The 4,912-nt window shown below is 61.3% G+C and carries 3 protein-coding genes and 1 rRNA gene; 3 read left to right on the top strand and 1 reads right to left on the bottom strand.

Annotation, left to right across the window (positions count from 1 at the left end; translation table 11 throughout):
• The 3 genes from VEY12_04975 to VEY12_04985 form a co-directional block, all read left to right on the top strand.
• Window positions 1-2,816 (top strand): 23S ribosomal RNA (locus tag VEY12_04975); the annotation flags it as partial.
• A 358-nt stretch (window positions 2,817-3,174) separates the two neighbouring features.
• Window positions 3,175-3,582 carry a hypothetical protein gene (locus VEY12_04980; protein HYM39484.1) on the top strand — a complete coding sequence of 136 codons (408 nt, stop codon included), beginning with the start codon at window positions 3,175-3,177 and terminating at the stop codon, window positions 3,580-3,582.
• Window positions 3,583-3,676: 94 nt separating this feature from the next.
• The gene (locus VEY12_04985) at window positions 3,677-4,153 is read left to right on the top strand and encodes a zf-TFIIB domain-containing protein (protein ID HYM39485.1); all 477 of its coding nucleotides are present in this window, start codon (window positions 3,677-3,679) and stop codon (window positions 4,151-4,153) included.
• Window positions 4,154-4,278: 125 nt separating this feature from the next.
• Here VEY12_04985 and VEY12_04990 read toward each other — a convergent pair.
• Window positions 4,279-4,912: hypothetical protein (locus VEY12_04990; protein HYM39486.1), on the bottom strand; the 634-nt coding region annotated here is incomplete at its 5' end.

The raw sequence follows: 4,912 nt of genomic DNA on the forward strand, positions 1-4,912 counted from the left end.
GTCGGATATCGCGCGTGAATGTGGGTGGCATAAACATCCAACTCTAAACACGACCCGAGACCGATAGTGCACTAGTAGCGCGAGTGAAAGCTGAAAAGTGCCCTTGACGGGAGGTAAAAAGAGCCTGAAACCAGTCAGTTACAGACGTATACGGCACGAAAGCGACGAAGCCCGAAAGGGTGGAGCGGTGTCGTATTATCCGTTGTGAATAACGGGCCAGGGAGTTCTAATCCACGGCGAGGTTAACCGCTTCACGCGGGAAGCCGAAGCGAAAGCGACATGCGCGCAACGCCGCAAGGCGCGAGGCGCGTCGTGGGCTCGCGAGGAGTCGTGGGTGCGATGCCCGAAGCCGGTCGATCTATGCCTGGGCAGGCTGAAGCCTTCCGAAAGGGAGGTGGAGGGCCGAACCCGTGTTGATGTGCAAATCACTGGGGTGACCTGGGCATAGGGGTGAAAGGCCAATCTAGGCCGGGAATGGCTGGTTCCCCTCGAAATCAGTCGCAGCTGGACCTCGGCGGAGGTTAGGCCATGGGGTAGAGCTACCGATTGGGTGCTAAGGCGGAGAAATCCGTCGGTGTCCTGTCGAACTCCAAATCCGTGGTCGCCGTAGATGCCGGGAGTCGAGTGCCTGGGGTAATCTTGGCATTCGTAAGGGAAACCGCCCAACCTGCAGTTAAGGTCCCTAAGTGCCGACTCAGTGCGAATACCAAAGGGAGTTCGTAGTCTCAGACAGCTGGGATGTGGGCTTAGAAGCAGCCATCATTCAAAGATAGCGTAACAGCTCACCAGCCGAGATTATGGGCCCCGAAAAGGGACGGGGCTTAAGTCGGTCACCGATACTGCAGAGCACCGCAAGGTGATCTTGTAGAGGGGCGTCGTGCGCGGGTCGAAGTCGGGCCGTGAGGTCCGGTGGACCGCGTTCGAATGAGGATCCTGGGAGGAGTAGCAGCAAAGTGCGGTGAGAATCCGCACCGCCGAAAGGGCCAGGGTTCCTCGGCAACGCTCGTCAGCCGAGGGTTAGTCGGTCCTAAGTGTTCCCCTAACCGAGGAACGCGAAAGGGAAGCAGGTTAATATTCCTGCACTACGCGGAACCCTGTCCAACGTCCAACACATCGCGGTACGTGGAGTCGTCTTGCCTGGCGATTCAACCGTTGAAACCCCTGGAGTGCCGTAATGGCGAGAAGGGGGCGAACGCGGGAGCACGGACGCAAGTCCGTCCGCTGATCCGTGGTGTCCGTGAAAACGACGTTGGAGTCATTCCGTGTGTCCGTACCTAGAACTGACACAGGTGCCCCTGGGTGAAAAGCCCAAGGCGTGTCGGCGAAAATCCACGCGAGGGAATTCGGCAAATTAGCCCCGTACCTTCGGTACAAGGGGTGCCAGCCGCGCGAGCGGCTGGTCGCAGTGACAAGGGAGCCCCGACTGTTTAACCAAAACATAGGTGGCCGCCAGATCGAAAGGTTGTGTACGGCCGCTGAAGCCTGCCCAGTGCTGGTATCTGAAAGCTCGTTTCAACGGGACGAAGGACCAGTAAACGGCGGGGGTAACTATGACCCTCTTAAGGTGAAAACGTCGCCTTAACCAAAATCGGCCATATGCGGGGAACTCCGAGTATCCGTGTGTACTGCAACCGCAGTAACAATCGCACGGTGCGGACAATCCGCAGGGAAGGCCGATCCCGGCAACGGGGTCGGAACCCTCAGAGACTTTACGCCGATCGCCGCCGCAAGGCGGTGAAGATAAAGTCCGACCCCCATGGCGACATGGGGAGGCCGCGAGAAATCGCGACCCGCCTGTTCCCTCGAGTGAAACACGAACGTGTACGCGCGAGGGAGAGGTCTCGAAAGCAACAGACGTGAGCGTAATACCTTGTCGCTTAATTGGCGACTTGCATGAAGGCCCAACGAGAGCTCTCCTGTCCCCGCGTGGAGGCCGGTGAAACTGACGTACTGGCGCACAGTCCAGTACCTTCCACCTGAAAGCGAAGACCCCGTGGAGCTTTACTGCAGTCTGTCGCTGCCGTATGAGTTTGGATGTGTAGCGTAGGCGGGACTCGTTACAAAGGGCCGGCCGCTAGGCCGGTACCGAGAGGCCGATGAAACACCGCCCTTCTGGACTCGTACGGCTTACCTCTTCGGAGGGACCACGATAGGTGGGCAGTTTGGGTGGGGCGCCACGCCCTCAAAAAGATAACAAGGGCGCCCAAAGGTTGGCTTAGGAGGGTCAGAAATCCTCCGTTAACTGTAAGGGGAAAAGCCAGCCTGACGTGGACTTGCCCAACGAGAGTCCACGAGAGGAAACTCGGGCCTAGCGAACCCATGAGCCTCATTTGTGGGGGCCATGGATGACAGAAAAGTTACCCCGGGGATAACTGAGTCGTCTCCGGCTAGAGTTCCTATCGACCCGGAGGCTTGCTACTTCGACGTCGGCTCTTCCTATCCTGGTGGTGCATGAGCTGCCAAGGGTGGGGTTGTTCGCCCATTAAAAGGGATCGTGAGCTGGGTTCAGACCGTCGTGAGACAGGTTTGTTGCTTTTTGGTGGAAGCGCTTTGATGCCTGAGGGGAAGGTCCCTTAAGTACGAGAGGAACGGGGGATCGGCGCCTCTAGTGTATGGGTTGTCTGGCAAGGCATTGCCCAGCAGCCACGCGCCATGCGGATAACGGCTGAAAGCATCTAAGCCGGAAACCGTCCTCAAGACGAGGCATCTTACGGCCGCGGTAGTCGACCGCGTTGATAGAGCGGGGGTGTACGCACGAAGCTCGCAAGGGCGACGTGTTCAGCCCGCCGCCACTAACCGCCGTAGCCACACTAGCACCCGTCGGTGGTGCGTTGGCGGCTTAGCCGTCAAACAGGACGCATATGATCGGTACCCGTGATTTTCCCGCGATCATGATTCAGCGGGCCGAGGGGCCGGCCCGGTCCGCCGAGCACGAAAACCATAACCATGCCGACGACCATGAAGCACCCCATGGAAGGGCGGTTTCGGTTTCTCGTCACGGGCACGTCCGGCACGCTTCCCTTCCCCGACGCGCCGGCGACTATCAATTCGCCGCGACCCATCGTCCATCATTCCGCCATCACGCGTGGCTCCCATCGATCAGACTCGGGAGCGAACCAGACCAACGCCTGGCCGGTCTTCGTCCTCGACATTACATCCAGCGGTGTGGTCGGCATGAGACCATCCATCGGCGCGCGAATCGTCTATTCCGTCGTGGCCATCGGGGCGATGTTCGCCGGGTTGGGAATCGTCGAGGCCTTGGTCACACTGGCTCACGTTACGGCGGCCGATTCATCCGTCGTCGTGGGCGCGGGAATCGTGGGATGCATCCCCGCGTCATTCCTCGTCGGAGTCTTCGCGGGACGCGGGCTCCTTAAGATTCGCCCCAAGGCGCTAGGAGTTCGCGTGCAGGTCTCCGCGGTGGACCTGGGCGCACTGGTCCAGCGGGTTGATCTGGTCTCACCCAGGGGGCCGCTGACCGTTCGGATTCTCCCCCCCAGGAAGCGGCTCCTGCAAGCCCTGCGTGGAACGGGACAGATGCCGCCGACCGATCGGGTGTACGAGTCCGGGCCGTTCGCCTGACAGGGTCTCGGTCTTGGAGCCCTCACACGCACGGGCTGCTCCGGGGGGGCGCGCGTGCGAAAGCCTCTTCAGCCGGGGTCGCCTTGCGCGACGCGTGTTTACGAGGAATCGCAAGATTCGAGAGACGCGCGAATGTCCCGTGGACTGGACGCCCCTGCGCAAGGAAATCCGCAAGCCGTTCCGCCAAAGTGTCGAGGTCGACGTGTGCCCGAAGTGTCAGGGGATCTTCCTCGACAAGAAGGAGGTCGAGGCCATGACGGGCAGCCATCGCCTCCACAAGCTCCTCACGAAGTACACGGGCCTTAACTCGAATGTCCAGCTTCTTTGCCCGAACTGCGGCGGCCTGATGGAGGCAGAGGACGCAGGCGGCATCCGGGTCGACGTGTGCCTCGACTGCTTCGGTGTCTGGCTCGCGGCGGGTGAACTGGAGCGACTGGAAGCCATGCCGCATTCCACCTTCCGACACCTCACGCCGGAGGAAATGGCGGAGTACCGGGCGAAGAAGGAGATCGAACTCAAGGACCATCTCGATGCGGTCCGGAGCATGCTCCTGGAACTCCGACGGCTGTAGCCTCGCAGGATTTCGGACGGCCCGCCATCGAGCTCCGCTGAAGGGCATGATCGAAGCCGTGCGGCGGGGAGCGGACTGGCGTCACGTGATCCCGCCGCGGCTCTTCAGGACAGCGGGGCTTCGGCTCAGGCTGGCGGTTTTCGATCACGGCCCGCGGCTCGGAGCAATTTGCGCCAAGCGACGACGAAGATGCCGATTCCGAGCACGCCGTACACGGGAACATAGACGAAGAGCGGCGTCCAGTCCGGCGGATAGTTGTAGGGAATCGTGAGCGCCGCGGTGACGAGGCCGGCGAACAGGTTTGCGGCGAAGACGGTGAGGAACGCGATGCCCCAGCCCTCTCCATGCAGGTCACGGAATAGCGACACTCCGCGGCGCCGAGCCAAACCTTCCATTCCTCCGAGCATGCCGGCCGAGAACGCCACGGTGGCGACGGGCGTGACGGTCGCATAGATCAGCGACCGCGGGTCGATCGGCGGTGAGCGAGTCACGGATGCGAGGGCAATCGCAGGAGGACCCGGGCTGTCGAGCGGCCCGCACGCCGTGGGCGAGGAGTGCACTTCCCAGAAGATGGATGCGGTGTCGTTGACTTGGGCGCCCTGTTGCACCCCGTACAGGCGGTAGCCCAGGGAGTAGTTCCCAATCAGGAACTGGACCGCGACATCCGCATCGGCCCGCCCCGTGTTCGCCAGGCTCAACGTCGTGTTGAACCGGTTGGCGTATCCCCCTAGGACAGGAGCGCACGCGGTCGCAACGAAC

The organism is Thermoplasmata archaeon (genome assembly GCA_035632695.1).
Lineage (GTDB): Archaea > Thermoplasmatota > Thermoplasmata > RBG-16-68-12 > RBG-16-68-12 > RBG-16-68-12.

Coding starts and splice junctions, on each gene's coding strand:
- VEY12_04980 (HYM39484.1), top strand. CDS start 3,175: ATGAGACCATCCATCGGCGCGCGAATCGTCTATTCCGTCGTGGCCATC.